The sequence below is a fragment of the Streptomyces chlorus genome, assembly GCF_042655885.1.
GTDB classification, from domain to species: domain Bacteria; phylum Actinomycetota; class Actinomycetes; order Streptomycetales; family Streptomycetaceae; genus Streptomyces; species Streptomyces chlorus.
The window spans coordinates 317,491-343,279 of sequence record NZ_JBHSOA010000061.1 but is presented as its reverse complement, the minus strand read 5'-3'; the positions used below and the strand labels follow the sequence as shown (position 1 = coordinate 343,279).

Here is a 25,789-nt window from a genome sequence, read left to right as displayed (position 1 = left end):
CGCGTGACGGCGAGGAACTCCGCCGCCCCGGGTGCGGATCGGGCGTCGTGAAGGGGTCGGGGTACGGCCTGGTCATCCACGGCCGGCGGGTGGATTCGTTGGGCCGCACGGCCGTCATCCGGGCGCGTCGCCCGACGCGCCCGGATGAGATGGACGACAGAACCTGTCCTCGCATCCCAAAAGCAGAGGCCCTTCATGATCGTCAAGAAGCTGCACGAATCCGGCATCCGTGCCGAGCACGCCTACACCGCCGGCTTCATCTCCATCGGGATGTCCGTCATCACCTGGTGCGCTTCCCTGAGTCTGGAGAAGAAGGGCGAAGAACGCGCCGACCGCTTGGGCATCTTCGTCGGTGAGTGGGCCCCCACGTTCTTCGCCCTCGGTCTGGCCTTGTCCACCTATGAAAAGTGACGGCAGACATCGCACAGCGGCTTTGCAGGCCGTCGTGCAGTCGGTGTGACGGCGCCCCGCATGCCGACAGCGGTGTCCACCCCTACCGTGAGGGGAGGGGGAACGCCGCCGCGGGAGAGGAACCGTTCCATGCCGGTCACCGAGAGCCCGCTGCACGGACGGACAGCTGTCGTGACCGGAGCGGCACGCGGTCTGGGGGCGGCGATGGCCCGGGATCTGGCCGGCCGGGGGGCGAAGGTGGCGCTGCTCGGGCGTGAGGAGAGAACGCTGGCCCGGATCAGGGATTCCCTGCCGGGTATGTCCGAGTGCTGGGAAGTCGATGTCACGGACGACCGGAGCATGGCCCGGGCCGGGGCGGAAATCCGTGCGCGGCTCGGGCCTCCTTCCATCGTGGTCGCCAACGCGGGAGTGGCCGAGGGCGGCCCGTTCGCCGAGTCCGATCCCGCGGTCTGGCGCCGGGTGATCGAGGTGAACCTGATCGGCAGCGCCGTCACGGCCCGGACGCTCCTCACGTACCTGTTCGAGACCCAGGGCTACTTTCTGCAGGTCGCGTCGCTCGCGTCCATCGGTGCGGCGCCGATGATGAGCGCGTACTGCGCGTCGAAGGCGGGGGTCGAATCGTTCGCCCACTCGCTGCGGGCGGAGGTGGCCCACCGGCGTGTGGGCGTCGGGATCGCCTACATCAACTGGACGGACACCGACATGATCCGCGACGCCGACGAGTACGCGGTGCTGCGAGAGCTCCGTGGCCACATGCCGTCGCCGGCGCGCAAGGTGTACCCCGTCGAGTACGTGGCCGGCCGGCTGGTCACCGCGATCGAACGGCGCCGTCCGTCCGTCTACGTGCCCCGCTGGCTACGGTCGGCCCAGCTCGTGCGCGCCGCGATGCCTCCTGTGGTGACGATGCTGTCCCGGCGTGAACTGCCTCGTCTCGCCGCCGAGGAGCCGTTCGAGGCCACGGGTCTGCTCGGCGCCGGCGGCCGGGCCGACCAGGCCGGTTCCCCGCACCGTTAGAGCCTCCCGTTCGGATCATGCCGGGCTCACGGGCGCGGTCGGCTGAGAGCGGCAGGGCCACCGACGTGACCGTCGGGATCAGCGCCGGCGACCTCGTGTCGCGGGCCGGCACCGCCCGCCCGGTGCGCCGGACGGACCGGCTCACCGACATCGCACCGGTGCGTCGTCAGGAGCGCGCCCGAGGCGACATACCGCCATAGCACCCACGCCGCTGGGCCAGGGGAGTGACTGTCCTCCGGGACAGCCCCCATAACGGGCAGGAATCAGCGCATCCGCACAAGGGCACCCGGCAGAAGCACTGGTGTGCAGGTGACCGAGAGTGAGAAGAGGTTGTGTATGTGGGGACTCGGGCCCACCGTGGCCGAACCGATCGGGCCCGTCGACGGTCCGCTCACGGCCCTCGACGCCGTCCGCGCCGTCGAGGCGGAGCTCGGGCACGTCCTCGACGTGGGACTGTGCCGGGCCCGTGACGTGGACCCGCTGTTCGCGCGGGACGTCGCCGGCCGGGTCACCGCGTTCGTCCGGCGGGGCGGGAAACGGCTGCGCACGGCGTTCGCGTGGTGCGGCTGGCGGGCGGCGGGCGGCTCGGGCGACGCCACGGCGCTCCTGCGGACGGGAGTCGCGCTCGAGCTGGTGCAGGCGTGCGCTCTCATCCACGACGACGTCATGGACGGTTCGCCGCTGCGCCGGGGCGCGCCCGCGGTGCATGTCGACCTCGCCCGCATGCACCGCGCCGCGCGGATGACGGGTCCGCCCGAAGCGTTCGCGACATCCGTCGCGGTGCTCGCCGGCGACCTGGCCCTGGTCTGGGCGGACGATCTGCTGGCCGAGACGGCACTCGGCTCGCCGTGCGGCCCGCAGCTGTACCGCGAGTGGCGGGCGATGCGCGGCGAGATGGTCGCGGGGCAGTACCGGGACATCCACGCGCAGGCGGCCGGGTCGTCCGGCGTCGACGAGGCGGTGAGCATCGCCACGCTCAAGAGCGCCCTGTACACGGTCGAGCGCCCGCTGGCGCTGGGCGCGTCCCTGGCCGGCGCCGACGCGCGGACCCTGGAGGCGCTGCGCTCCGCCGGACGGTGTGCGGGGCTGGCCTTCCAGCTCCGCGACGACCTCCTCGGCGCCTTCGGCAACCCGGACCTGACGGGCAAACCGGCCGGTGACGACCTGCGGACACGCAAGCTGACCTACCTGCTCGCCGTCGGCCTCCGGCTCGCGGCCGCCTCCGGGGACGAGGAGGCGGCCGACGCGCTCGGCCCGCACGCCTGCGCCCGGTCGGACGACACCGTGGAGCGGATGAGGGCGGCACTGGAGCGGACCGGTGCGTGGACGGTCGTGGAAGCCAAGATCGCGGAGTTGGCGGCGACGAGCCTGCGGCACTTCGCGGGGGCCAGTGCGGACCCCGCCGTACGGCGGGAGTTCGCCGCGCTGGTCGAACGGGCGTCGGGCGTTGCTCCGGAGCGGACCGGGGAGGCCGCGTGAGAACGGTACCGGGGGCGACGGATCACGTCGTCGTGGTGGGTGCCGGGCTGTCCGGCCTCGCGTGTGCCCTGCATCTGCTGGGCGCCGGCCGCCGGGTGACGGTCGTCGAGCGGGATGCCGGTCCGGGCGGCCGGTCCGGCCGCGTGCGCCTCGGCGGCTACGAGATGGACACCGGTCCCACGGTGCTGACCATGCCGCACCTCGCCGACGATGCCTTCGCCGCCGTCGGCGACAGCCTCGCCCGGCACGTCGAGCTGACGGCCCTGCACCCGGCCTACCGGGCGTGCTTCGCGGACGGGACCTCCCTCGACGTCCACACCGACGGTGAGGCCATGGAGGCGGAGGTGCGACGGTTCGCCGGACCGGCCGAGGCGGCGGGCTACCGCGGGCTGCGGGAATGGCTGGAGCGGCTGTACCGGGCGCAGATGCGCCGGTTCATCGACACGAACTTCGACTCGCCCTTCCAGCTCCTGCACCCGGACCTGGCCCGTCTGGCGGGGCTCGGCGGCTTCGGACGGCTGGACCGCCGTATCGGCCACTTCCTCTCCGACCCCCGGCTGCGGCGCGTCTTCTCGTTCCAGGCGCTGTACGCCGGAGTCGCCCCGGCCAGGGCCCTCGCGGCCTATGCGGTGATCGCCTACATGGACACCGTGGCCGGTGTCTGGTTCCCCAAGGGCGGCATGCACGCGCTGCCCCGCGGCATGGCGGACGCGGCGGCCGACGCGGGCGCCGACTTCCGCTGGTCGTCCGAGGCGACCGCGCTGGAACGCTCGGCCGGCCGGGTGCGTGCCGTACGTCTGGCCTCGGGCGAGCGGATCCCCTGCGACGCGGTGGTGCTGACCTGCGAGCTGTCCGCGGCGCACCGGCTGCTGGGGCGGGCCCCGCGGCGCCCGGTGCGGCTGCGTCACTCGCCGTCCGCCGTGGTCCTGCACGCGGGGACCGACCGGACCTGGCCCGGTCTCGCCCACCACACCCTCTCCTTCGGCGCGGCCTGGGAGCGCACCTTCGACGAGCTGACCCGTTCGGGCCGGCTGATGAGCGACCCGTCCCTGCTGATCACCCGGCCGACGGCGCACGATCCCGCACTGGCCCCGCCGGGCAGGCACCTCCACTACGTGCTGGCCCCGTGCCCGAACACCGCCGTCGGGCCCTCCGCCGCCGCCTGGCGGGATCTGGGTCCGCGCTACCGCGACAGCCTGGTCGCCGAGCTGGAGCGCCGGGGCCTGGACGGGTTCGCGGACAGCGTCCAGGAGGAACTGCTGGTGACACCGCTGGACTGGACCGCGCAGGGGCATGCGGCGGGCAGCCCGTTCTCGGTCTCCCACACGTTCGCCCAGACGGGCCCGTTCCGCCCGCGCAATCTGGTGCGCGGCCTCGAGAACGTCGTGCTGGCCGGCTGCGGGACCACCCCCGGCGTGGGCGTGCCGACGGTGCTCATCAGCGGCAGGCTCGCCGCCGCGCGCGTCACCGGCGGCGTCCGCGGCAGTTCCGTCCGCACGGTCCGCACCCGTCCGGCACCGCGCGTCGCCCGTGCCGCCGCGGCCCCGGCCGAGGAAGGCCCCCATGACCCGTCGTGAACTGGACGCCGCCGGGATCATCGATCCCGCGCTGCGCGCCGCCTACACCCGCTGCAGACGGCTCAACGCCCGCCACGGCAGAACCTACTTCCTGGCCACCCGGCTGCTCCCGGTGGAACGCCGCTCCGCCGTGCACGCCCTGTACGGCTTCGCCCGCTGGGCGGACGACATCGTGGACGACCTCGACCGGCCCCGGGCGCCGGAGGAACGGGACCTGCTGCTACGGCGCCTGGAGAGCGACCTCGCCCACGGGCTGCGTACCGGCGGCGGGAACGAGCCCGTGGTCCGGGCCGTGGCCGACACCTCCGCCCGGTACGACATCGAGCACACGCTGTTCGCCGACTTCCTGGCCTCGATGCGCAGTGACCTGCACGTCACCGACTATCCGACCTACGCCGACCTGCGGACCTACATGCACGGCTCGGCCGCGGTGATCGGACTGCAGATGCTGCCCGTGCTCGGCACGGTCACCTCACGCGAGGAGGCGGCACCGCACGCGGCGGACCTCGGCGTCGCCTTCCAGCTCACCAACTTCCTGCGCGACGTCGGGGAGGACCTGGACCGGGGCCGCGTCTATCTGCCGGCGGACCTGCTCGCCGCCCACGGCGTGGACCGGCCCCTGCTGGAGTGGAGCCGCCGCACAGGGCGCCGCGACTCGAGGATTCGCGAGGCGCTCGTCGCCGCCGAGGCCATGACCAGGAAGGTGTACCGGGCGGCGGAGCCGGGCATCGCCATGCTCGACCCGCGGGTGCGCCCCTGCATCCGCACCGCGTTCACCCTCTACCGCGGCATCCTCGACGCGATCGCGGACCAGGGGTACACGGTGCTGCACCGCCGCGCGGTGGTGTCGCGCGGGCGCCGTGCGGCCACGGCCGCCGCGGGAGTCGTCCACATCATGCGTGCGCGGCGGCGCGCACGCGCCGCGGACCGGGCGCCCCGTGCGTCCCGCGCGGCACTCCAGGAGAAAGGACCCGTGCGGTGAGGGACCGAGCGAACCGGATCGGCTGGACACCGCCGTTGCGACGGCGGCGCCGGTCCGGCTGGGCGACGCAGACGCCGACCTGGCGGGAGGCGCGCCCCGCGCTGATCGCCGACGTCCTCAAGCGGGCGTCCGCCCGTCCGTCCGGAAACTGGTTCGTCGTCGGTGCCTCCCGGGACGTACGGGCCGGTGACCACCCGTACGGCAGGACGGTGGGCGGAGTCGAGGTCGTGCTGTGGCGGTCGGACACGGGCGAGCTGCGCGCCGGCCCGGGGGCCTGCCCGCACCTCGGCGCGCCCCTGCGCGACAGCCGGGTGGTGTGCGGCACGCTGGTGTGCCACTGGCACGGACTGACCCTGGACGGCGGCTCGTTCGCCGGCTGGGATCCGTACCCCGTTCACGACGACGGCGTACTGGTGTGGGTCCGGCTGGACTCGGTCGGCGGCGAGGAGCCGTCGGAGCGTCCCGTGGTGCCGGTGCGGCCGGCCGCGGGCAGCGTAGTGGACGCCGTGTTCACGGCGGTGGGACGGTGCGAGCCGCAGGACGTGGTCGCCAACCGACTGGACCCGTGGCACGGCTCGTGGTTCCACCCCTACTCGTTCGTCGACCTGACGGTGGTCCGGCCGCCGCGGGGCGAGGAGGACGACGCCTTCGTCGTCGACGTCTCCTTCCGGGTGACCGGCGGACTGGTGGTGCCGGTCCGGGCGGAGTTCACCGCTCCCGGCCCGCGTACGGTCGTCATGCGCATCACCGAGGGCGAGGGGGCCACGTCCGTGGTCGAGACCCATGCCACGCCGCTGACCGGCGAGGCCGACGAGCGGCCGCGGACCGCCGTGATCGAGGCGGTCGTCGCGGCCTCGGACCGGCGGGGTTTCGCACTGGCACGGGCCGCCGCGCCCGCGCTGCGCCCGTTGATGCGCCGGACGGCCGGCCGGCTGTGGCGCGACGACCTGGCGTACGCGGAGCGGCGCTGGGCGCTGCGCGGCACCGGACGGTTTCCGGGCTGAGCGCACGGCGGGAGGGCGGGCGGCGCCGCCCGCCCTCCCGCCGTGCGCTCGCGCGCCCCGGTTCCGGCCCCGGTCCCGGTCCCGGGAAGCCTCGTCGAGAGACGCGACCTCAGCGTCCGGCGAGGGCGCCGAGCGCCCGCAGCGCGGGTGAGCGGCCCGCCCGGGGAACCGTCCACAGCACCTGGCCCCGGACGCCCCGGTCGGCGAGCAGGGTGTTGGCGGCCAGGAAGCCGGTGGTGGCGGCGCGTTCCATCAGGGCCACGGGCAGGTCGCAGCGGATGGCGTCGCCGGCCAGTGTGACCCGGGGGTGCGGGGTGCGGACGGTGGGCCTGCGGGAGTAGGTGCCGACCGGGAAGAGCGGGCAGTCGGCGCGCCGTTCGTGGCGGGCGTCCACGATCCGTGCCCGCCGGGTCTCCGGGTAGACCTGGTGCAGGCTGTCGATCAGTCGGGTCTGCACCGTTTCGGGCTCCGCGTCGGCGGCGTAGGCGTGCAGTTCCACGACCGAGCCGCCGGTGCGGGCGGCCCAGCGGGCGGCCTCTCCCTCGTAGCGTTCCAGGACGCTGATGTTGTCGAGGCCGTTGTAGCCGCTGGTGCCGAGGAACCCGGCACGGTCGGCGCGGACCGGCCGGTCGAGCCAGAGCCGGGAGACGGTGAAGGGCGGGGCGGTGCGCAGGGCGGCGATGTCCTCGCGCCAGGCGGGGGTGCCCAGACCGGGTGACGCCGCGACGACGCCGCGCAGGGCCCCGGGGTCGAGGGCGAGCACCGCCGCCTCGTGACGGTCCGCGGTGGTGCCGGTCCGCACCTCCACTCCCCCACCGTCGCGCGGGTGGACGCCGTGCACGGGCGTGCCGGTGCGCACGGCCGTCCCGAGGCGCTGGAGGTACTCGCCGAGCGGTTCCCACAGTGCCTGGGGGAAGGGTTCGTCCGGCACGTCGAAGAGCAGGCCCTCGGCGGAGCCGAGGAAGTAGATGTGGAACATCAGCAGGAGTTCCGCGGCGGACAGTTCGCGCGGGTCGGCGAAGAAGCTGCGCGAGAACACCTCGAACGCCAGATGGTGCGCGGCTTCGGGGAAGCGGACGCGTTCCAGGAAGCGGGTCGCGCTGACCGAGTCGAAGCGCTCGTAGACCTCGGGCACGCGGACGTCCAGGAGGGGCAGCGCGGCCCGTGCGTCCATGGCGGCGAGGTCGCGCCAGCCGAAGGTGGGGCTCAGGGCGACGAACCCGAGGGCGCTGAACGGTGGTGTGCGCGGAACACGGGCGAAGCTGTCGGTCAGCCCTCCGCTGTGCCGTAGCGGGTAGTCGGGCAGCGGGCTGAGACGGTCGAGCGCGGGATCGGTACGCCGCAGGAGGCCGCGCAGGTTGTAGTACTGACGGAAGAAGGCGTGGAAGCCGCGGCTCATGGTCGCCTCGCTGCCGTCGGCGAGGCGGGTGCGCCATCCCGCGAGACGTCCGCCGAGCGACTCCTCGCGTTCGTAGAGCGTCACGCGGGCTCCTCGTTCGGCCAGGAGGGTGGCCGCCGCGAGACCCGCGATCCCCGCGCCGATCACGGCGACGCTCGGCGCGTCCGCGCGTGCGAACCGGTTCCGGCCGGGCGTGGGCATCAGGACTTCGGCCTTGCGGTCCCGGCCCCGCCGGGCGGTGGCGGTGGCGGTACGGTGCGGGGCGCTCATCGGGCGTGCTCCCCTGTCGCGGCAGAGCCGTTGCGGGCGAGGAAGGTGTGCACGATCCCGGTCTGCCGTCCGGCGACGGGGACGACCCGCACGTCCGTGAACCCGGCCCTCTCGAGACGATCGGCGAAGTCGGGGGCCGGGTCGAAGTCGAGGACGCTGCGCCACAGGTGGCGGCAGAGAGCACGGGCACCGCCGAGGGCGCCCGCGGGGACGATCACCCCTCGGCCCACGGCCGTCCACGGGGCGCGGTGGGCGGCCGAACCGCTGAGGCTGTACTCGTGGACGGCGAGGCGTCCGCCCGGTCGCAGCAGACTCCGGACGGTGGTCAGGACACCGTCCGGGCCGGTGACGTTGCGGAACAGGTGGGCGGCGAACACCGCGTCGTACGGTCCCTCCCCGGTGGTGGCCACTTCTTCGGCGGTCAGGTGCTGGAAACGGACGCGTGCCGGCCACGGTCTGGCCAGTGCGCGCCCGAGCATTCCCGACGAGGCGTCGACGGCCGTGATCCGGGCGTGGGGCGCGGCCCGCAGGAGGGCCAGGATGGAGGCACCCGTCCCGCACCCGAGGTCGAGGATGTGCGGCCCGGCTCCGGCCCGGGGCAGCCGGAACCGTCGCGCCGAACGCAGGAGACCGGTGCGGTAGCCGGGGTCGAGGGCTGTGAGGCGGTCGCAGGTGTGCGACGCGTGATCGAGGGCGCGTGCCAGGTCGCGGTCGCGCAGCAGTGTCATCGCCGGCTCTCTCCGATGCGTGAGGCGGGGTGGGTACGACGGGGCAGGAAAGGGACTTCGACGGCGGTCCGGAGCATGGGGCCGATGGGGGTGCGCAGGCCGATGCCCCACTCCTCCCGGGGTGAGGTGCCGCCGTCGAGGAAACGCAGCAGGCGTTCCGGCGGAACGCGGCGGAACAGGCCGGTGAAGAAGCCGGGGCCGTCGATCCGCCCGGTGTCCAGGGCCCGCAGCAGGACCGCGTCCATGGCCAGTGCCCGCCGCCCGTACGGTCGGGGCGCGGTCGCGCGGCCGTCGCGCAGGGCGGCGGCGATGGCCCGGCTCTGCCGTTGCACGGCGGAGAAGGTGTAGCCGGTCGCCGGGCGGGTGGCGCCGCCGGCGGCCCCGATGCGGAAGACGGCGTTCCCGGTGCGGCGGGGGAAGCGGGCGTCGGTCATCGGGATGACGCCCTGCTCCGCCGTTTCGACGGTGTACGTACCGAGCTTGAGGATGTCCCGGCTGTAGTGGCCCAGTGCCGCCTCGTACGCCGTCGTGGTCAGGGGGGTCCGGGAGAACTCGGTGTACTCGACGAGCGCCCTGTCGGGCGCCAGCGGCAGGACGTAGCCGAAGGCGAGCCCGTGGCGCGGCTGCGGCACGCGGAAGTCCATCAGGTCGGCGATCCCGGGATCGAACCGGTCGGTGTCCGTGCGCACGAACCAGCCGCGGAAGTGCTGGAGGAGGTGCGTCCGGGCCGGTGGCAGGGCGCGCAGCGGGCGGGAGTCGAACACGTGGCGGGCGCGGAGGGCCAGCGTCCGGCCGTCGGGTGCCGTGCACCGGACTTCCGCTCCGTCGGCCGTGTCGCACACCGCGTCCGCCGTCACGCGCAGGACGCGCGCGCCGGGCGAGCGGGCCAGCCGGGCGTGCGCCAGACGCTCGAACGCCGTGGAGCGGAGCATGCGGTAGCGCAGCGGGGACGGGTCCACGGTGATGCGGTCGCCGTCGGTGTCGTGGATCCGCAGCCGGGACCAGGAGGCTGCGACCGCTTCGTCGAAGTCACCGGTGCCGTCGTCCCAGTAGCACCAGGTCCGTTCGGGCGGCCGCCATGGACCGTCCGGTGGTTCCACCAGGGTCACGGTGGTGGAGCCGGTCGCCGTCAGGCACTGCGCGAGGCTGAGTCCGGACGCCCCTCCGCCGACGATGACGACATCGGACACCTCGTCGGGGACGTCGCGGCGGCGGCTCACCGGGCACGCCGTTCGACGACGGGTGTGCCGTCCGGGGCGGTGCGCAGCAGTTCGGCTTCCGCCGCCATCGCGTCGGCGACGGCGGCGACGATCCGGCGGTGGTCGCCTCCCTGGGGCATGGGCGGGGCGGTGCCCACGACGGGCCGGTCGGCGAAGCCGGTGTCCAGGTGTCCGGGCCGGATGTCCAGGACCCGGATGCCGGCGGTCCGTGCCTCGCGGCGTGCGGCAAAGAGCCAGGCGCTCAGCGCGGCTTTGGAGGCGCTGTAGTCGGCCATCCCCGCCTGCGGGCGCTCGGCGACCACGCCGGTGAAGGCGGCGATCAGGGAACCGGGTGCCATGAGGGCGAGCGCGGCGCGGAAGAAGGCGGCGGGTGCGAGGACGTTGATCGCCGTCAGATGCTCCGCGACCTCGTCCCCGACCTCCGCGACCCGGCCGAAGGCGACCGTTCCGAAGGCCGTCACGACCGCGTCCAGTCCGCCCAGAGCGTCGGCCGCGCCCTGCACGGCGCGGGCACAGGAGGCGGGGTCGTACGCGTCGAACAGGAGGGTCGGAGCATCCGCGTACGCCTGGGCGGCCTCGGCGAGGCGGGCCGGGTCCCGTCCCGCGAGCGCCGGGCGCGCTCCGCGGCCTGCCAGTTCCGCGGTGAGGGCACTACCCAGGACGCCGGTGGCTCCGGCCACCAGCACGCGCGCGCCGTTGATGTCCACGTCTCACTCCGGGTCGCAGGGGCAGGTCGGCGGCGTTCTGCGCCGCGCTGTTGATTCCATGGGCCGGACGCCGGTGGATGCGCCGGACGCGGTCCGACCCGGGTCAACCGGGCGGCAGGTCGTTCAGCACCTCCCGGGCGGCCCGCGTGCCGGACGCCAGCGCGCCCTGCACGGATCCGGTCGCCCGGTGGTCCCCGCACACGTACCGGCCCGTGGCGAAGCATGTCGTGCGGCTCAGCGGCCAGGGCGGCTCCATCGCGGGCAGTGCCCCGGCCACGGTGTACGCGCCGACCTGCTGCCAGTCGCTCGTGTCGGTGCCGTAGAGCTCGGACAGGCGCCGGCGCACCGCCCCGTCGGCCCCGGGCCGGTCGGCGCCCAGGACGGAGCTGGAGATCAGCGCGGTACCGGGCGGGGCGTAGGTGGGTGCCACCTCGGTGAGGACGCAGGTGTTCAGCACCGCACCGGTGCTGTCCACCTGCAGGGTCGGCTCGGCCAGGGGGGTGTGCGCGGCGGCGTGGTAGTACGTGGTGACCGTACGGCCGTCGGGCACGGCCAGGCCGGGCAGCAGACGGGCCGCGGTGGCGGCGTCCGTCGCCACCACGACGGATGTGGCCGGCAGCTCGCGGCCGTCCCTCAGGAGAACCCCCGACGCGGTGAGCGCGGTGACCGGTGTCTCCAGCCGCAGGACGCCGTCGGGCAGACCGTCGGCCAGCTGGGCGGGGACGGCGCCGATGCCGTCGGCGGGCAGGCAGAGCGTTCCCCTGACCATGCTGCGCCAGACCAGGTGGAAGAAGCGGGCGGAGGTCTCCAGCCGGTCCTCCAGGAACACGCCGGACAGGAACGGCCGCAGGATCTCCGTCACCGCCCCGGCCGACAGACCGGCGCGGAACAGGGCGGCGGCGGTCGAGCTGTCCGGACGCCGGGTGAGGAGTTTGGCGGGCAGGAGGGCGTCCCGCGCGGTGAGTGCCGCCATCGCGGCCAGGTCGCGGGCCGACAGGACCCGTCCGGGCAGCAGTGTCCCCGCCGACCTCGGCCGCCGGGTCGGATCGGCGAGGTGGACGGGGCCCGTCGAGGTGTGCGCGGTGATGCCCGGTGTGAAGGGCCTCAACCGCAGACTCCGCAGGTCGAGGCGCCGCTTCACCTGGGGATAGGAGGTGTTGAACACCTGGAATCCGCGGTCGAGTCGGAATCCGTCCCGCCGGTCGGTGCGCATCCGGCCGCCCACGCCGTCGGACGCCTCCAGCAGTGCCACCCGTCGCCCGGCGCGGCACAGGTCCAGGGCGCAGGCCAGGCCGGCGAGACCCGCTCCGACGACGACGGTGTCCACCATCCCGTGGTGCCGAGTGTTCATGTTCCTCTTCCTTCGCCGCGAACCCTCTGTGCGTCGAGGGCTGGGACGCGTCCTTCGGCCGCGTGCCCTTCAGCACGCCCCGCCGCACCCGCCTCGCCACGCCACGCTGCGGAACGCGTCGTCGGCGGGGCGTCGCGAGCGGTGGCGGGACCGGTCCGTCACCACGTCCGCACCCACCACGTCCACCCGAGCACGTTGCGTCCGGCAAGGCCAGGCGCCACCACGACCCGGTACCCGCCGAGCCCGCCGGATCACCTGAGCGCGACCGGCTCCACCGCCGTGACCGCCTCCGCGAGCCCCGGCGGACGCGGCAGCCCCGGCACGGTCTGCCCGGCCCAGCCGGGTCCGAGCGTCAGGACGACCGGTTTCCTGCGCGCAGCAGCGGCGAGAACACTTCGGCCGTGGACATGGCCGGATCCTGTAGCCCGCGCCGTTCGGGCGGCAACCGAATTACGATACGGAATGGGTGGTTCCCAGCCGGATCCCGCAGGTCCCCGATCTGGCCGAACTTCATGTCGTGCCCTAGGTGCCCCGGGCATCTAATGAAGATCGGCACGACGCATCCTTCGTCTGCGAGGTCTTCCATGACAGACCTGACCGAACTGTCCGAGCCCGTCTCCTTCCCCCAGGACCGAGCCTGCCCCTATCACCCGCCCATCGGGTACGAACCGCTGCGCACCGCCCGGCCACTGGCCCGCATCCAGCTCTACGACGGCCGCCTGGCCTGGCTCGTGACCGGCCACGCCGTCGCCCGCGACCTGCTGGTGGACCCCCGGCTGTCCACGGACCGCACACGCTCGGGCTTCCCCGTCACCACGCCCCGCTTCGCCGCCATCCGCGACCGCAAGCCGGCACTTCTGGGCGTCGACGACCCCGAGCACCGCACCCAGCGGCGGATGATGATCCCGAGCTTCACCCTCAAGCGCGCCACCGAGCTGAGGCCGCGCATCCAGGAGATCGTCGACGAACTGCTGGACGCGATGATCGCGCAGGGGCCGCCCGTCGACCTGGTGCGCGCCTTCGCGCTGCCGGTTCCGTCCATGGTGATCTGCGCCCTGCTCGGCGTGCCCTACGCCGACCACGAGTTCTTCGAGGAGCAGTCGAGGCGGCTGCTGCGGGGACCGACGGCCGAGGAGACGCAGGACGCCCGGGACCGGCTGGCGGCGTACCTGGAGGAACTGATCGACCACAAGCAGCGGCAGCCCGGCGAGGGCCTGCTGGACGAACTCGTCCAGCAGCGGCTGCGCGAGGGCGAGCTGGACCGCGAGGAGCTGACCGCGCTGGCGATGATCCTCCTGGTCGCGGGCCACGAGACCACGGCCAACATGATCTCCCTCGGCACCTACACGCTCTTGCTGCACCCCGACCGGCTGGCTGAACTACACGCCGACCCCTCGCTGCTGCCGGACGCGATCGAGGAACTCATGCGGATGCTGTCCATCGCGGACGGGCTGCTGCGGCTGGCCACCGAGGACATCGAGATCGCCGGGACCACGATCAGGGCCGGGGACGGCGTGGTCTTCTCCACCTCCGTCATCAACCGCGACGCGGACGTCTATCCGGCGCCCGACACGCTCGACTTCCACCGCTCGACCCGTCACCACGTCGCCTTCGGCTTCGGCATCCACCAGTGCCTCGGCCAGAACCTCGCCCGCACCGAGCTGGAGATCGCCCTGCGCACACTCCTCGAACGGCTGCCCGGGCTCCGGCTCGCCGCCCCGCCGGAGGAGATCCCCTTCAAACCCGGCAACACCATCCAGGGGATGCTGGAACTCCCCGTCAGCTGGTAAGAGGCTGCCGTCATGCACATCGAGATCGACAAGGACCGCTGCATCGGCGCCGGACAGTGCGCCCTGACCGCGCCGGGAGTGTTCACCCAGGACGACGACGGCTTCAGCGCCCTGCTGCCCGGCCGGGAGGACGGCGCCGGCGACCCGCTGGTCCGGGAGGCCGCCCGCGCCTGCCCCGTGGGCGCCATCACGCTGTCCGAGGACAAGTAGCGGGTCACGCCGACCGCCGGTCCGCTGGTCTGTTCTCGGCCCGGTTGTTCAGGCCCTTGTGCGAGCGGTGCTCGACCGACGACATCAGCCCGCGGTGCGCGACGCCGTGGCTCTTCAGCTTGTCGGTGACCAGCACCCGGGGCACCCGGCACTGCTTCTTCATGAGCTTGGCCAGGAAGCGCTTCGCGGCCTTTGCGCCCCGCCGGGACTGGAGCAGGATGTCGAGCACGGTACCGTCCTGGTCCACGGCCCTGCGGGTGCCGAATAATCATCCGCCCTGGTCAAGCGGCGTGTCGGTATGCGCGGAGGGTTCCGCCGAGTCGGTCTCGTCGGCGGATCTTCAGGTGTGTGATCTGTCCTGGTTCGGTGATCGGTTCGGGCAGTGAGCGGAGCGGGGCGGCTTGGCCCAGGGCCCGGTGAGGCCGGTACCTGCCTGATGCTGCCGGCCGTGACCGCCTTCATGGTCGCCGACGCGGTGAGATGACATGACATGGCCCACGGATCAGGCCAGCGACAGGAAGAGCTTCTCCAGCCGCGCCCGCATCTGGTCCCGGTCACCGGCAGCCTGGCCACCCTCGGCCATGCAGTGCTGCAACCCCGTCGCGATGATCGCGAACCCGGCCCGGTCCAGCGCCCGGGACACCGCCGCGAGCTGCGTGATCACCTCCTCGCAGTCCCGGCCCTCCTCGATCATCCTGATGATCCCCGCGATCTGCCCCTGCGCCCGCCGCAGCCGGTTGAGCACGCTCTTGAGCTCGTCGGCCGCCATCTCCAGCTCCACACTTCCTCCTCCATGGATACCCCCTACGGTATTCTAGTCCCGGCGCGCTTCCGGACAGAGATACGAAAGGCGACACCCCCGTATGAGCACCCTCGTCTCCATCCAGCCCGGCCAGGCCGCCGAGCGCCTGAGCACCTACACGGTCATCGACGTGCGCACTCCCGGCGAGTATGCCGCCGGCCACCTTCCCGGCGCCCACAACGTTCCCCTCGACCACCTGCAGACCGCCCTGCCCGCCCTCAAGGCCGCGGCCACCCGCGGCGAGCTGCTGCTGGTCTGCGCCTCCGGCAACCGCTCTGCCACCGCCTGCGAGCGGCTCACCGCGGTCGACATACCCGCCGCCACCCTCACCGGCGGCACCACCGCCTGGACCGCCCAGGGCCACCCCGTCGCACGCGACGAGGCCACGAAGGCTGCCTGGCCCATGGAACGCCAGGTCCGTCTCGCCGCCGGATCCCTCGTCGTCGCGGGCCTCGTACTCGGCTCCCGTTACCAGCCCGCCCGCTGGCTGTCCGCCGCCATCGGGAGCGGCCTGATCTTCTCCGCCGTCACCGACACCTGCGGCATGGCCGCCCTGCTGAGCAGACTCCCCCACAACCAGCCCCGCACCGACGACCTCGACGCCACTCTGCGGGCCCTCGGAGGCTGAGCGGATCTCCTCCTGCTCGACCGCGTCAGCGACAAGCCGGAAGCACCTCTCCGCAAGGCGGGACGGGCACAGTCCAGGTCCTCTGGACTCCCCCGACATGAATTTCGATCAACTCTTCGGCCACGGACGAGATGGGCCATGGTGTCGCGGCCGAACCGGCGGAACTTCAAGGTCTGCTGGAGACCGCGACACCTGGACAGGCCCGCAAGGCCGTCCGGGAGCTGGCGCTGATCGCCGACAAGGGCACGGCGATGCAACCGGCCGCCCGGTTCAGTCCCGTCGCGGACCTCGCTTCGGAGGAACTGCTGCGGCTCCGACCGAAAGCGGCCGACCCGGACGGCTTCAGCACGGCACACCGGCACCGGCCTTTCAGTGGGAAGGCCGGACCGAGCTGCGACTGCGTCTCATGACGTCACTGTCAGGTCTGCGGCATCTGACCATGCTCCGCACGCTGCACGTTGCCTAGGACGACGTGCAACGGCCCCACCGAGGCGACTCCAACCGGCCCCATTTCGTGGATGATCAGTGGAGATCAGACGTGCTGTGCCGGCTCCGGGGGCGGCTGGATTGGGACCGCTCCGTTGATGGGGCTCGTTGAATCCCTCACCGCAGGGTGCTCGGGCGACGGACGGGCCGGGCTCGCCCGAACACCTCACTCAGCAACTCGCGGGAGAAGCAACCGCCGGCAAACCGACGGTATTCACGATGCGGAGGTCGTCCTGGCCGGAACCTGCTGGATCCCGATCGAGGCCAAGATGAGGAAGGCGCCGAGGATCTGGGCCCCTCCCAGCAGCTTCGTCCCTACAAGGGTAGGCGCAAGGCCGGTTCTCGTGTGGGTTGCTGTGTCATGCCGTGGAGGTGAAGTGCCTCCTTCCACCTCGTGATGTCCGCGCGTCCAGCTCGTGATCGGCAAGGGGCCGGGTCCCGGCGCATGGCCCAGGGGCCCGTTGAAGGGACTCGGCGCTGGACGACGGGGAAAGCCCAGCCTGGGCGAATCCCGCATCCGGCGGCACAGCCGGCATGCCGCCCGCCCGTGCCTACGTCTCCGCCAACGGGTTGGGGACCGGCCGATAGCGGGCCGCCGCTCCGTCGGCTTTGGTCCAGCGCAGGAGGAGGTTGGTCTTGGCGGGGAGGGTGGGGGTGGTGAGGAGGGCCCGGGCCTCCGGGAAGGGGTGGCGGGAGAGTTCCCGGCGGGCTGCGGACCAGGGGGCGAAGCCCGGGTGGTGTTCGGTCAGGGCTGCGGCGATCTCCGTCAGGTGGTTGACGACCAGGCAGTACACCAGCCGTTCCCAGCCCGCCTCCCTGGTCACCTCCGGCAGGAGTTTCACGCCCTCGGCGTCCCGGTACAGGGCCTGTACGGGCATGCCGTCGGTGTCGACGGCGATCAGGGTGTTCTGCAGGTGGGCCTCGACCACGACTCCGTGCCGGGCGAAGGCCTTCAGCACCGGGGGGACGACCTGGGCCAGGTAGGCCTCCCACCAGGCGTCGGGGGCGGTGGTGGTGGCGAGCGGGTTGCCCTCGTAGTCCTCGACCAGGGCTGCGGCGAGGTGCGGGGTCGTGCCGGGCAGCAGGTGGCGGTGCAGGCCGTCGCGGACCAGTACGGCCAGTTCCTCGAAGGCGAAGTCCGCGGTGCGGTACCCGCGGTCGCTCAGCCAGGCCGCGGGGGCGTCAGGAGTGGCCGAGGCGGCGAACGCCTCGCTCGTGGCCCGGTCGGTTCTGATCAGCTTCAGCAGGTCGTGGCGCCACAGGCGGCGGATGTCGTTGGTGATGCGCACGTCCAGGCTGAACTTCAGGAACAGGTCGTGTGCGGGCGTGTACACGGTGCGGATCGCGGCCGTGGGCCATACCGGGAACGCGGTCGTGCCGAGCCTGATCAGGCGGCCGTCGGCGAACGCGGGGGCCAGGCTCCGGGCCGTCAGCTCCACCTGCCAGGGGTGGGCCGGCAGGAGGCGGTAGCCGGGCGGGACGGTGCCCAGCCGGTCCAGGGACGAGGTGTCGCCCTCCTCCACCACCGCGTCCTCGCGCAGTCCCAGCAGCGTCAGGGGGAAGCGGGCGTACGCCTCCGGCGCGTACGGCAGCCAGCTCGCCACGGGGCCGGTGCCGCGCGCCTTGGGGGCGGGGTGGTGGGGGTGGCCGGTGAGCAGGGATTGTTCGGAGCGCAGGTAGGGGTCGGTGGGTGGGGTGGCGCCTGCCCGTGCGGCGAGCAGCGCGGCCACCGCGTCGCGGCTGTCGGTCATCTCGGTCGGCAGTTCCTGGTTGGGCACGCCGGTGTACCGGCGCAACTCCTCGGCGACGAGTCTCACCAGTTCCGGGTGGCCGAGGCGACGCCACGTGCCGTCCTCCGCGCGTACCTCGGGTGCGGTGGGGCGCCGGGTGCCGTGGACCCGTAGCAGTCGGTCGGTGCCGGGCAGGCGGTAGGTGCCAAGGGCTCGCCCGTCCCGGTCCCGCTCCGCGTGCGGCACCGGTTGCGCGACCTCGCGCAGCAGGCAGTTCAGCAGCGGGGCCGCCGCGTACGCGTCGGCCTGGGTGGCCGGTCGGGCGGTTTCGTGGGCGCGGGGTGCCGCGTCGTCGTCTGCGGGTGGGGGCATGAGGTCCACGCGTTCCACTGTTTCCCTACGGTCTGTCCGGACGGGGACGATCAGTATGTCCGCGTGTCCGCCACGGCCCGACTGTTCGTTCCGCAGCACCTTTCGTACCCGAGGAGCCCGCCTGTGCACCGTCCCCCCACCGTCGAGACCGAAATCGCCGACGAGCTGACCGCCGTACGGCCCGCGCTGGTGCCCCGGTACGCGGCAGCGCTGCCGGGGGCCCGCGCGGCCGTGCTGACCCGGCTCTGGCGTGGTCTCGCGCACGATCCTCTGCCGTGGGTCGTGCGCCGGGAGCCGGACCGTGACGGGCTCACGCTGCGGCTGACGGACGGTCGTCGGCTGCGCGGCCCGCGCCCGGATCCGTATGCGACCGCCGGGTACGTCACCGCCGTACGGCTGGACGAGGTGGCGTACGGCGATCCCGCGCGGTTGATGGGGGGACTCGCCGTACCGCACTCGGCTGAATTCGCCGCCGAACTCGCGCACAGTGTGGCCTCGTTGGCGCTGTCCCGGGCAAACGTCCCGGAGGAGGGGAGGGAGGATGACGCGGGCGGGCGGGGCCGGGGTTCGGACTGGGAGTGGGAGCAGCGGGTGGTCGACGGGCATCCGTTCCATCCCAGCTGCCGTTCCCGGCCCGGGTTCTCGGTGGCCGAACAGCTGGCGTACGGGCCCGAGCACCGGCCCCTCGTGGAGTTGGGGCTGATCCCGGTGCCGGCCGGGGACTGTCTGGTGACGGGGGTCTGGCCGCAGTGGCTGCGGGACGGGGAGCAGGTGGTGATCCCGGTGCATCCCTGGCAGGCGGCTCATGTGCTCGAGCGGGAGCCCGCGGGGCGGATGGCGGCACATCCGCTGATGGCGCTGCGCACCCTCGCGCTGCCCGACGGGCCGCATGTGAAGACGGCGTTGAGTACGCGGCTGACGTCGTCGGTGCGGGACATCTCGCTCGGTTCGGTCGCCGCGTCCGCGGTGCTGTCGGAGTTCGGGGAGTCGATGGCGGCGCGGACCGGCGGGCTGTTGCACATCACCCGCACCCTGGGCGCCGCGGCGGCCGGTTCCCCCGATCTGGCGGCCGTGGTGCGCGAGTCGCCGCAGGAGTACGCGGCGGCCGGGGAGCGGGTGGTGCCGGTGGCGGCCCTGGCGGCGACCGGGCCGCCCCGTTCCCCCGCCTGGACGGCCCGGTTCGCGCGGCTCGCCCTGACGGTCGGGCTGCGACTGCTCGAACTGGGCGTGGCGTTGGAGGCGCACGGCCAGAACCTCCTGGTGGTGCTGTCGCCGGACGGGGAGCCGGTGCGGCTCGTCTACCGTGATCTGGCCGACCTGCGGATCAGCCCCGCGCGGCTCGCACAACACGGCATCCCCATGCCCGAATTGCCCGCCCGGATGGTGACGGATGACGAACGGGCCCTGCGGCGCAAGGTGTTCGGCTCTCTGGTGGCGGGTGCGCTGGCCGGTACGACGGGTTCCGGCCCGGCGCTGCGGGCCGCGCTGGAGAGCGTCGTACGGGATCTGCCGCGCACCCCGGACCTGGCGGCGCTGTGCGGCGAGCCGCTGCCCGCGAAGGCGCTGACGTTGATGCGGCTTTCGCCGCGGGCGGCCGGGGACGAATGGGCGGAACTGCCCAATCCCCTTCAAGACGAGCCTCTGTAGGGCCGGTCCTGGAGCCCCGCTTTTGGAGCAAGGCGTCCCTGGTCAATAGGATCCGCCGATGATCAGAAGAAAATGGCCGGCAGCGGGCGTCGGTGTCCTGCTCGCCGTTCTGACGGCAGGGCTCGCCTTCCCGTCCGCGGCGGCCGCCGGTGAACCCACGGGCCAGGACGCACCCCAGGTCGACCTCGTCCTCGATGTGAGCGGCTCGATGCGGACCCGGGACATCGACGGGCAGTCCCGGATGGCCGCGGCGAAGCAGGCGTTCAACGAGGTGCTGGACGCGACGCCGGAGGAGGTCGAGCTGGGGATCCGCACCCTCGGTGCCAACTACCCCGGCGACGACAAGAAGGAGGGCTGCAAGGACACCGCGCAGCTCTATCCGGTCGGCCCGCTGGACCGCACGGAGGCCAAGACGGCGGTGGCCACGCTGAACCCGACCGGCTGGACCCCGATCGGCCCCGCCCTGCTGAAGGCGGCCGATGACTTCAAGGGCGGCAACGGTTCCAAGCGGATCGTGCTGATCAGTGACGGCGAGGACACCTGCGCCCCGCTCGACCCGTGCGAGGTGGCCCGGGAAATCGCGGCCAAGGGCATCGGCCTGATCATCGACACCCTGGGCCTGGTGCCGAACGCCAAGCTGAGCCGGCAGCTCAGCTGCATCGCCGAGGCGACCGGCGGCACCTACACCTCGGTCGAGCACCAGGACGAACTCACCGACCGTGTCAATGAGTTGGTGGACCGCGCGGCCGAGCCGGTGGTGACGCCGGTCGTGACCGAGGGTGCCGCGTCCTGTGCGAAGGCGCCGACGCTGGAGTCGGGTCTCTACACGGACCGCGAGGAGTTCGGGCAGCAGCGCTGGTACCGCGTGGACGTACCGGCGGGCCAGGAACTGCGCGCGTCGGTGAGTGTGGCGGCGGACCGGGCGGTGAACCCGGACTACGGCGTGCTGCTGCGGGCCGTCACGGTGCACAACCGGGAGATCGTCCGTGGCGAGGCCGCGGGCAACGGCCGCACGGACGTACTGTCCACCGGCCTGCGCTACCCGAAGCCCGAACGGGACGACGACGACAGCGACAAGCCGGCCGTCGAGACGGTGTGCCTGGCGGTGACCAACTCGTTCTCGCCGGGCTCCGGTGTGAAGACCACGCCCGGCCTGCCGCTGGAACTGACCATCGATGTCGTGGAGGGCCCGGACGGGTCGAGCGACGTGGCCGCCTTCGGCCTGGGCCGAGGTTGGTGGCTGCTCGGCGCGCTGGTCCTCACGGGCTTCCTCGCCGGTCTCGTCTGGGGCTGGCTGTCACGCTGGCGGCTCGCGGTCTGGAGGACCAGCTGATGCGTATCACCCGCTTGTTGGGCGCCGCCCTGCTGACGTTCGGGCTGGCGGCTGCTGCCGCGGCCCCCGCCGCGGCCGACTCCACCCCCTCCCCCGGCGCGTCGTCCGAGGACGGCGCCGGACCGACCCGTGCGGGCACCTCGTTCCGTACCGCGACGGAGTTCGAGCAGGGGCGGACGGCCACGGCGCGTGCGTCCGTGGGCGACTACCTGTACTGGTCGTTCCCGGCGAGTACGGGGCAACGTCCCACCGTCGAGGCGTCGGTGAAGCTGCCCGAGACGCACGCCGCCGAGACCTGGCGGATCGACGTGTACGACGGTCTGCGCCGCCGGCAGGCCTGCCAGTACGGCGCCCAGACCCGCTCCGCGGCGGCCGACGCGGCCTCCGTAGAGCTGAAGTGCGTGCTGCGCACGGTCCGCGCCTGGTCGGAGCCGTGGGCCAACGACCCGCTGCCGGGCACGTACTACATCCGGCTCACAGCGGTGAACCTCTCGGCGTCCGACCTGGGCCAGTCGGTGGACGTCGAAGTCCGGGCGAACTCCAAGGAGATGGGCGGTGCGGCGGCGGTCGACGGCTCGCTCGCGGAGCCGCTGGTGCCGGGTATCGCGCTGCAGAACGCCGCGGACGACCAGGACGGCGACGGCGGCGAGAACGACTCGCCGACCGCCGTACTGGCCGACCTCAAGCCCGAGGACGGCTGGACCTCGGGCTGGTGGTCCAGCCGTTGGGTGTGGACCGCGGTGGGCGGTGTGCTGGCCGCGCTGGCCGGAGTCGCCGGCTACCGGCTGACGCGGGGAACGGGACGGCCGTCCCGGGTGCCGCCGGGCGTGTGACACCCAGCGGGACGTCCAGGAGGACGCCCAGCACGTGACGCTCCCAGGAGGCCCGCCCTGTGCGGGCCTCCTCCCGTTCCCGGCCTGGCTTCCCGTCCCCGGCCTGCCCCGTCCCCGGCCTGGTCTCCCGTTCCGGCCGTACCTCCCGTCACACCTCCCTGAGCGCCCTGGCGAGCGTGCCCTCGCCGCTCACCGCGACCCGCCCGTCGCGTACCGCGTCGGCGACGGTCGACTCCCCGCGGCTGATCGCCGTACAGGTGCCGGTGTCGAGGACCAGTACGGCGTCGGGTTCGCCGGGGGCGGGTCCGTCACCGTAGACCGGCCCGTCCTCGGCACCGACGCGCAGGTGGAACCGCCCCTCCTCCAGCCTGACTTCGACCAGGCCGCCCCCTCCCACGCCCTCACCCTCACCCGCACCCACGCCGTCCAGGGCGCGCAGCAGAGGCAGCGCGAACCAGTGCGCCCGCACCGCGTCGGTGGGCCGCCGCTCTCCCAGCGCCGCCTGCCCCCACGCGCCGAGCGCTTGCAGCACGGGCAGCAACGCGCGCCCCCGGCCGGTGAGTTCGTACACGTAGGCCGCACCGGGCGGGGGGAGCCTGCGCCGGGTGGTCAGCCCTTCGCGTTCCATGTCCTTCAGCCGCGAGGCCAGTACGTCCGTGCTGACGCCGGGGAGGTCCGCGTGCAGGTCGGTGTAGCGCCGCGGGCCGGCGAGGAGCTCGCGGACGATCAGCAGGGTCCAGCGGTCGCCGACGGCGTCGAGCGCGCGGGCGGCGGAACAGTACTGGTCGTAGCTTCGGCGAGGTGACATGCGACGCAGTGTAGACAAGTCGTTGGACTTTCCAAGCAGTCACTTGGTAAAACCAAGCAGGCAACACCGGATACCTGAGGGGAAGCGGCGCATGGAGTTCCGGCAGTCGAGCAAGCTCAGCGAGGTCTGTTACGAGATCCGCGGCCCGGTCATCGAGCACGCGAACGCGCTGGAGGAGGCGGGGCACAGTGTGCTGCGCCTGAACACCGGGAATCCGGCCCTGTTCGGCTTCGAGGCGCCGGAGGAGATCCTCCAGGACATGATCAGGATGCTGCCGCAGGCGCACGGCTACACCGACTCGCGGGGCGTCCTCTCCGCCCGCCGCGCGGTGGCCCAGCGCTACCAGACGCTGGGCGTGGAGGTCGACGTCGACGACGTCTTCCTCGGCAACGGCGTATCCGAACTGGTGTCGATGGCCGTCACGGCGCTGCTGGAGGACGGTGACGAGGTCCTTATCCCCGCCCCCGACTTCCCCCTCTGGACGGCGGTGACCACCCTCGCGGGCGGCAAGGCGGTCCACTACCTGTGCGACGAACAGGCCGACTGGTACCCGGACCTGGACGACATGGCGTCGAAGATCACGGACCGTACGAAGGCCGTGGTCATCATCAACCCCAACAACCCGACCGGCGCGGTCTATCCGAAGGAGATCGTCGAGGGCATCCTCGATCTGGCCCGCCGGCACGGCCTGATGGTCCTCGCCGACGAGATCTACGACCAGATCCTCTACGACGACGCCGTGCACCACTCGGCCGCCGCGCTCGCCCCCGACCTGGTCGTCCTCACCTTCTGCGGGCTGTCGAAGACGTACCGCGTGGCGGGCTTCCGCTCCGGCTGGCTGGTGGTCACGGGCCCGAAGCAGCACGCGAAGAACTACCTGGAGGGCCTGACCATGCTGGCCTCCATGCGCCTGTGCGCCAACGCACCCGCCCAGTACGCCATCCAGGCCGCGCTCGGCGGCCGCCAGTCCATCCGTGAGCTGACCGCCCCCGGCGGCCGTCTGCACGAACAGCGGGACGTGGCCTGGCGCATGCTCAACGACATCCCCGGCGTGAGTTGCGTCAAGCCCAAGGGTGCCCTGTACGCGTTCCCGCGCATCGATCCGGCGGTTCACAAGATCCACGACGACGAGAAGTTCGTCCTCGACCTGCTCCTGCGGGAGAAGATCCAGGTGGTCCAGGGCACCGGCTTCAACTGGCCCGCCTCCGACCACTTCCGCATCCTGACCCTCCCCCACGCGGACGTCCTGGAGACGGCGATCGGCCGGATCGGGCGCTTCCTGAGCGGCTATCGCCAGTAGCGGCCGGTCAGCCACGCCCCGGCCGTACACAGGTTTCCTGTACGGGGCCCGCCGGACCGCCGCCGGTGACTCCTCCAGTGACTCCTCGCCCCCACATGAGGACGCCCCGCCTCCTGCTGGAGACGGGGCGTCGGGTGTCGCGGCGGAGGCTTCAGGCCCGGCGGTCCGGGATGGCGAGGAGGGCTGCGGCGCTCAGGGCGGCGGCTGCGGCGAAGACGTAGAAGACCGTGGTCGGGCCGAGAGAGGCCGTCAGGATCCAGCCGCCGAGCAGCGGCGCCACGATCGCGCCGCCGCGCCCGAAGCCCGAGACGTAGCCGAGTGCCGTGGCCCGGATCGAGGCCGGGTAGCTGGACGCCACCCAGTCGTTGAGCACGGTCAGGGACGAATGGGCACCGACACCGGCGAGCGCGGTCAGACAGAGGACCACGACGGTGTTGCCGCCCAACGACAGGCCGACGACGGCGACCGCGGAGAGCGCCGCACTGCCGATGGTGACGAAGCGCGGGCCGATCCGGTCGGCGACGGCGGCGATGGCGAACGAGCCGATCACGGCGCCCAGATTGAGCACGAGCGTGAACTGCAGCGCCGAGCCGAGCGGGTAGTCCATCTCGCGCATCAGCTGGGTCAGCCAGGTGTTCAGGCCGTACCAGGCCAGGAGCACCGCGAAGTTGGCGACGACGAACAGCACGGTGGTGCGGGCGCGGCCGTCCGACAGCACGGAGCGGGCCGGTGAGGGGTTCTTCGCCTCGGCCGTCGGTCCGCCGGACGCGAGGCCTCCGCCGGACTCGGGGCTGCCGGCGGACTCGGGGCTGCCGGCGGACACCGTCGGGGGAGTGGCTCGGGGGTCGGGGGCATCGGCCGCTCCGGGCCGCGAGTCCGGCAGCAGGGCGTACACGCCGGCGAACACCAGCGTCGACAGCGCCGCGCCGGCACCGAACAGGCCGCGCCAGCCGAGGGAATCGCCCCACGCGGCGGCGGTGAGCGCGGCGAGCACACCGCCGACCGGAACGCCCGCGAGGACGATGGTCGCCACCAGCGCGGAGCGGCCGCGCGGTGCGTACTCCTTCGCGAGGGCCACACAGGACGGCATCACACCGCCCATGCCGATGCCGGCGAGCAGCCGGAAGAGGCCGAACTGCCAGGGCGTGGCGGCGACGGCACAGCCGACGGTGAACAGAGTGAAGATCACTCCCGACGCCAGCACGAGACGACGCCTGCCGAGACGGTCGGCGAGGGGCCCGCAGACGATGGCGCCGATGAGCATGCCCAGATAGACGAGGCTGCCGAGAGTTCCGGCGAGGGACTTGTCGAAGCCCAGGTTCGAGTCGGCGAGCATCGACGGCATCGCCACGCCGTAGACGATGAGGTCGAACCCCTCGACCGTGATCGCCGCCGTGCACAGGGCGACGACCGCACGGGTCAGGGCGCGGGTGCGCCGGTCCGTCGGGTCCGGAGCGGGGGGCCGGGCGGGAGCGGGTGCTTGAACATCAGTGGTCATGCGGCCACGTCCTGTCGCGGAGAGGTGGGGGGGGGAAGGGAGCCGGGCGGGCCGCGATGCGGAGCGCCGACACGGTGGGCGGCTCCGCAGACCCCGGTGTCCTTCCGGCGACAAACGAATGACCCATCGATGACCAGAATGGAAGCAGCCCTGTTACGCAGAGAGCAACAAAACTGTCCAATAGTTCCGCTCTGCGGTACAGAGGGAAGC

The 25,789-nt window shown here is 72.9% G+C and carries 23 protein-coding genes and 1 pseudogene; 14 read left to right on the top strand and 10 right to left on the bottom strand.

The window, feature by feature from the left end; all coding sequences use genetic code 11:
• Positions 1-195 precede the first annotated feature (195 nt).
• From ACFPZI_RS27045 to ACFPZI_RS27020, 6 genes are all read left to right on the top strand, one after another.
• Entirely contained in the window at positions 196-411 is a 216-nt protein-coding gene (locus ACFPZI_RS27045; protein WP_381368024.1) for a hypothetical protein, read from the top strand.
• Positions 412-540: 129 nt separating this feature from the next.
• Positions 541-1,425, top strand: a complete 885-nt coding sequence (locus ACFPZI_RS27040; protein WP_381368022.1) for an SDR family oxidoreductase — start codon at positions 541-543, stop codon at positions 1,423-1,425.
• A gap of 336 nt (positions 1,426-1,761) precedes the next feature.
• Positions 1,762-2,904 (top strand): polyprenyl synthetase family protein, encoded by a 1,143-nt coding sequence (locus ACFPZI_RS27035; protein WP_381368019.1) that lies wholly within the window; start codon positions 1,762-1,764, stop codon positions 2,902-2,904.
• Positions 2,901-4,481 (top strand): phytoene desaturase family protein, encoded by a 1,581-nt coding sequence (gene crtI, locus ACFPZI_RS27030; protein WP_381368016.1) that lies wholly within the window; start codon positions 2,901-2,903, stop codon positions 4,479-4,481. The genes ACFPZI_RS27035 and crtI overlap by 4 nt, the downstream gene beginning before the upstream one ends.
• Entirely contained in the window at positions 4,468-5,463 is a 996-nt protein-coding gene (locus tag ACFPZI_RS27025; RefSeq protein ID WP_381368013.1) for a phytoene/squalene synthase family protein, read from the top strand. The genes crtI and ACFPZI_RS27025 overlap by 14 nt, the downstream gene beginning before the upstream one ends.
• Positions 5,460-6,467 carry a DUF5914 domain-containing protein gene (locus tag ACFPZI_RS27020; RefSeq protein ID WP_381368010.1) on the top strand — a complete coding sequence of 336 codons (1,008 nt, stop codon included), beginning with the start codon at positions 5,460-5,462 and terminating at the stop codon, positions 6,465-6,467. Before ACFPZI_RS27025 ends, ACFPZI_RS27020 begins: the two co-directional genes overlap by 4 nt.
• A 109-nt stretch (positions 6,468-6,576) precedes the next feature.
• Here the strand turns inward: ACFPZI_RS27020 and ACFPZI_RS27015 are convergent, their stop codons facing one another.
• The 5 genes from ACFPZI_RS27015 to ACFPZI_RS26995 all read right to left on the bottom strand — a co-directional run bounded on the left by ACFPZI_RS27015 (position 6,577) and on the right by ACFPZI_RS26995 (position 12,142).
• Positions 6,577-8,136, bottom strand: coding sequence for an FAD-dependent oxidoreductase (locus ACFPZI_RS27015; protein WP_381368007.1), 1,560 nt, complete (start codon positions 8,134-8,136; stop codon positions 6,577-6,579).
• The gene (locus ACFPZI_RS27010) at positions 8,133-8,864 is read right to left on the bottom strand and encodes a class I SAM-dependent methyltransferase (RefSeq protein WP_381368004.1); all 732 of its coding nucleotides are present in this window, start codon (positions 8,862-8,864) and stop codon (positions 8,133-8,135) included. The genes ACFPZI_RS27015 and ACFPZI_RS27010 overlap by 4 nt, the downstream gene beginning before the upstream one ends.
• A complete protein-coding gene (locus tag ACFPZI_RS27005; RefSeq protein ID WP_381368001.1) occupies positions 8,861-10,084 on the bottom strand; it encodes a lycopene cyclase family protein in 1,224 nt (407 codons plus the stop codon). The genes ACFPZI_RS27010 and ACFPZI_RS27005 overlap by 4 nt, the downstream gene beginning before the upstream one ends.
• Positions 10,081-10,791, bottom strand: a complete 711-nt coding sequence (locus tag ACFPZI_RS27000; protein ID WP_381367997.1) for an SDR family NAD(P)-dependent oxidoreductase — start codon at positions 10,789-10,791, stop codon at positions 10,081-10,083. The genes ACFPZI_RS27005 and ACFPZI_RS27000 overlap by 4 nt, the downstream gene beginning before the upstream one ends.
• A 103-nt stretch (positions 10,792-10,894) precedes the next feature.
• The gene (locus ACFPZI_RS26995) at positions 10,895-12,142 is read right to left on the bottom strand and encodes an NAD(P)/FAD-dependent oxidoreductase (RefSeq protein ID WP_381367994.1); all 1,248 of its coding nucleotides are present in this window, start codon (positions 12,140-12,142) and stop codon (positions 10,895-10,897) included.
• Positions 12,143-12,726: 584 nt separating this feature from the next.
• Here ACFPZI_RS26995 and ACFPZI_RS26990 point away from each other — a divergent pair.
• Both ACFPZI_RS26990 and ACFPZI_RS26985 read left to right on the top strand, forming a co-directional pair.
• Positions 12,727-13,932: a cytochrome P450 gene (locus ACFPZI_RS26990; RefSeq protein WP_381367991.1), complete on the top strand. Its 1,206-nt coding sequence runs from the start codon at positions 12,727-12,729 to the stop codon at positions 13,930-13,932.
• Between the two features lie 12 nt (positions 13,933-13,944).
• Positions 13,945-14,142 carry a ferredoxin gene (locus ACFPZI_RS26985; RefSeq protein ID WP_381367988.1) on the top strand — a complete coding sequence of 66 codons (198 nt, stop codon included), beginning with the start codon at positions 13,945-13,947 and terminating at the stop codon, positions 14,140-14,142.
• A gap of 13 nt (positions 14,143-14,155) precedes the next feature.
• Here ACFPZI_RS26985 and ACFPZI_RS26980 read toward each other — a convergent pair.
• Both ACFPZI_RS26980 and ACFPZI_RS26975 read right to left on the bottom strand, forming a co-directional pair.
• A pseudogene (locus ACFPZI_RS26980) lies at positions 14,156-14,395 on the bottom strand (DDE-type integrase/transposase/recombinase); the annotation flags it as partial.
• A 249-nt stretch (positions 14,396-14,644) separates the two neighbouring features.
• The gene (locus tag ACFPZI_RS26975) at positions 14,645-14,923 is read right to left on the bottom strand and encodes a metal-sensitive transcriptional regulator (protein ID WP_381367985.1); all 279 of its coding nucleotides are present in this window, start codon (positions 14,921-14,923) and stop codon (positions 14,645-14,647) included.
• Between the two features lie 82 nt (positions 14,924-15,005).
• Between ACFPZI_RS26975 and ACFPZI_RS26970 the strand changes: the two genes are divergently transcribed.
• Positions 15,006-15,572: a rhodanese-like domain-containing protein gene (locus tag ACFPZI_RS26970; RefSeq protein WP_381367984.1), complete on the top strand. Its 567-nt coding sequence runs from the start codon at positions 15,006-15,008 to the stop codon at positions 15,570-15,572.
• Between the two features lie 131 nt (positions 15,573-15,703).
• A complete protein-coding gene (locus ACFPZI_RS26965; RefSeq protein WP_381367981.1) occupies positions 15,704-15,982 on the top strand; it encodes a hypothetical protein in 279 nt (92 codons plus the stop codon).
• Between the two features lie 627 nt (positions 15,983-16,609).
• On the opposite strand, the gene ACFPZI_RS26960 is transcribed toward ACFPZI_RS26965, so the two are convergent.
• Positions 16,610-18,178: an IucA/IucC family protein gene (locus tag ACFPZI_RS26960; RefSeq protein WP_381367978.1), complete on the bottom strand. Its 1,569-nt coding sequence runs from the start codon at positions 18,176-18,178 to the stop codon at positions 16,610-16,612.
• A 105-nt stretch (positions 18,179-18,283) separates the two neighbouring features.
• Between ACFPZI_RS26960 and ACFPZI_RS26955 the strand changes: the two genes are divergently transcribed.
• From ACFPZI_RS26955 to ACFPZI_RS26945, 3 genes are read left to right on the top strand one after another with little or no spacing between them, the layout of a single operon-like run.
• Positions 18,284-19,807, top strand: coding sequence for an IucA/IucC family protein (locus ACFPZI_RS26955; RefSeq protein ID WP_381367976.1), 1,524 nt, complete (start codon positions 18,284-18,286; stop codon positions 19,805-19,807).
• Positions 19,808-19,865: 58 nt separating this feature from the next.
• On the top strand, positions 19,866-21,140 hold the full coding sequence (locus ACFPZI_RS26950) for a VWA domain-containing protein (protein WP_381367973.1): 1,275 nt from the start codon (positions 19,866-19,868) through the stop codon (positions 21,138-21,140).
• Positions 21,140-21,973: a hypothetical protein gene (locus tag ACFPZI_RS26945; RefSeq protein ID WP_381367970.1), complete on the top strand. Its 834-nt coding sequence runs from the start codon at positions 21,140-21,142 to the stop codon at positions 21,971-21,973. The genes ACFPZI_RS26950 and ACFPZI_RS26945 overlap by 1 nt, the downstream gene beginning before the upstream one ends.
• Before the next feature lie 148 nt (positions 21,974-22,121).
• Here the strand turns inward: ACFPZI_RS26945 and ACFPZI_RS26940 are convergent, their stop codons facing one another.
• Positions 22,122-22,781, bottom strand: a complete 660-nt coding sequence (locus ACFPZI_RS26940) for a winged helix-turn-helix transcriptional regulator (protein ID WP_381367967.1) — start codon at positions 22,779-22,781, stop codon at positions 22,122-22,124.
• A gap of 91 nt (positions 22,782-22,872) precedes the next feature.
• On the opposite strand from ACFPZI_RS26940, the gene ACFPZI_RS26935 reads away from it, so the two are divergent.
• Positions 22,873-24,081, top strand: a complete 1,209-nt coding sequence (locus ACFPZI_RS26935) for a pyridoxal phosphate-dependent aminotransferase (RefSeq protein ID WP_381367964.1) — start codon at positions 22,873-22,875, stop codon at positions 24,079-24,081.
• Between the two features lie 151 nt (positions 24,082-24,232).
• Here ACFPZI_RS26935 and ACFPZI_RS26930 read toward each other — a convergent pair whose 3' ends face one another.
• Positions 24,233-25,579, bottom strand: coding sequence for an MFS transporter (locus tag ACFPZI_RS26930; protein ID WP_381367962.1), 1,347 nt, complete (start codon positions 25,577-25,579; stop codon positions 24,233-24,235).
• Positions 25,580-25,789: the final 210 nt, after the last annotated feature.

Excerpts from the sequence above, each read along its gene's own strand:
- ACFPZI_RS26970 (WP_381367984.1), top strand. The coding sequence starts at position 15,006 with ATGAGCACCCTCGTCTCCATCCAGCCCGGCCAGGCCGCCGAGCGCCTG.
- ACFPZI_RS26985 (WP_381367988.1), top strand. The coding sequence starts at position 13,945 with ATGCACATCGAGATCGACAAGGACCGCTGCATCGGCGCCGGACAGTGC.
- ACFPZI_RS26935 (WP_381367964.1), top strand. The coding sequence starts at position 22,873 with ATGGAGTTCCGGCAGTCGAGCAAGCTCAGCGAGGTCTGTTACGAGATC.
- ACFPZI_RS26940 (WP_381367967.1), bottom strand. The coding sequence starts at position 22,781 with ATGTCACCTCGCCGAAGCTACGACCAGTACTGTTCCGCCGCCCGCGCG.
- ACFPZI_RS27045 (WP_381368024.1), top strand. The coding sequence starts at position 196 with ATGATCGTCAAGAAGCTGCACGAATCCGGCATCCGTGCCGAGCACGCC.
- ACFPZI_RS26950 (WP_381367973.1), top strand. The coding sequence starts at position 19,866 with ATGATCAGAAGAAAATGGCCGGCAGCGGGCGTCGGTGTCCTGCTCGCC.
- ACFPZI_RS27040 (WP_381368022.1), top strand. The coding sequence starts at position 541 with ATGCCGGTCACCGAGAGCCCGCTGCACGGACGGACAGCTGTCGTGACC.
- ACFPZI_RS26930 (WP_381367962.1), bottom strand. The coding sequence starts at position 25,579 with ATGACCACTGATGTTCAAGCACCCGCTCCCGCCCGGCCCCCCGCTCCG.
- ACFPZI_RS26990 (WP_381367991.1), top strand. The coding sequence starts at position 12,727 with ATGACAGACCTGACCGAACTGTCCGAGCCCGTCTCCTTCCCCCAGGAC.
- ACFPZI_RS27025 (WP_381368013.1), top strand. The coding sequence starts at position 4,468 with ATGACCCGTCGTGAACTGGACGCCGCCGGGATCATCGATCCCGCGCTG.
- ACFPZI_RS27015 (WP_381368007.1), bottom strand. The coding sequence starts at position 8,136 with ATGAGCGCCCCGCACCGTACCGCCACCGCCACCGCCCGGCGGGGCCGG.
- ACFPZI_RS26965 (WP_381367981.1), top strand. The coding sequence starts at position 15,704 with ATGGGCCATGGTGTCGCGGCCGAACCGGCGGAACTTCAAGGTCTGCTG.
- ACFPZI_RS27035 (WP_381368019.1), top strand. The coding sequence starts at position 1,762 with ATGTGGGGACTCGGGCCCACCGTGGCCGAACCGATCGGGCCCGTCGAC.
- ACFPZI_RS26995 (WP_381367994.1), bottom strand. The coding sequence starts at position 12,142 with ATGAACACTCGGCACCACGGGATGGTGGACACCGTCGTCGTCGGAGCG.
- ACFPZI_RS26945 (WP_381367970.1), top strand. The coding sequence starts at position 21,140 with ATGCGTATCACCCGCTTGTTGGGCGCCGCCCTGCTGACGTTCGGGCTG.
- ACFPZI_RS27010 (WP_381368004.1), bottom strand. The coding sequence starts at position 8,864 with ATGACACTGCTGCGCGACCGCGACCTGGCACGCGCCCTCGATCACGCG.